Origin of the sequence: Prevotella sp. P4-51 (assembly GCF_002251455.1) — a bacterium.
Lineage (GTDB): Bacteria > Bacteroidota > Bacteroidia > Bacteroidales > Bacteroidaceae > Prevotella.
This window is the reverse complement of sequence record NZ_NPJM01000003.1, coordinates 1-571: the sequence shown is the minus strand read 5'-3', so window position 1 is coordinate 571 and position 571 is coordinate 1. Positions and strand designations below refer to the sequence as shown.

Here is a 571-nt window from a genome sequence, read left to right as displayed (position 1 = left end):
CGTGAGATCTTTCTTGTAAAAAAAGAAAAACATGGATAGTAATAACTCTTGTAATAGCATCTATATTGTCACCAATTGGTGCTTTGGTTCAAGCCAGAAGAGGTGCTATGGTATCTGCAGTCTTAAATTTTTGTGTTTTTTATTTAATGTTCAGACATGCATATACAGAAGTAATAAATAGAAGAATAAAAAGAATTCTAATAATTGTGAGTTCATTGATTGTCGTTGGTATGACTTTGATAACAATATCTCGTTTTACAAAATCATATATGGATGATGATTATGCAACTAATTCTGCTTTATACTATGTAGGTCAACCTATGCTTTATATAGATGACGCTGTGATGGATCCTGGTGGTCATAGATGGGGAGATAGAACCGTTCCTTTATTTAAGAGCTTATTTACAACAGGCGCTTATACTTATTCTCAGCGTGTAGATGTATATAAGAATTTAAATGTTGATGAAACAGTGTTTACTACTTTTTGGGGGGAATTTGTATTAGATTTTGGTGTTATTCTTGGTATCTTGTTGTGGCTTTTATTGATTCTATGGTTATATCTATTGGGCCC

Annotated in this window: 1 protein-coding gene; it reads left to right on the top strand. The window is 32.4% G+C overall.

What is annotated here, in order from left to right:
• Positions 1-65 precede the first annotated feature (65 nt).
• A partial coding sequence (locus CIK94_RS13885) for an oligosaccharide repeat unit polymerase (RefSeq protein ID WP_144008249.1) occupies positions 66-571 on the top strand: 506 nt, incomplete at its 3' end.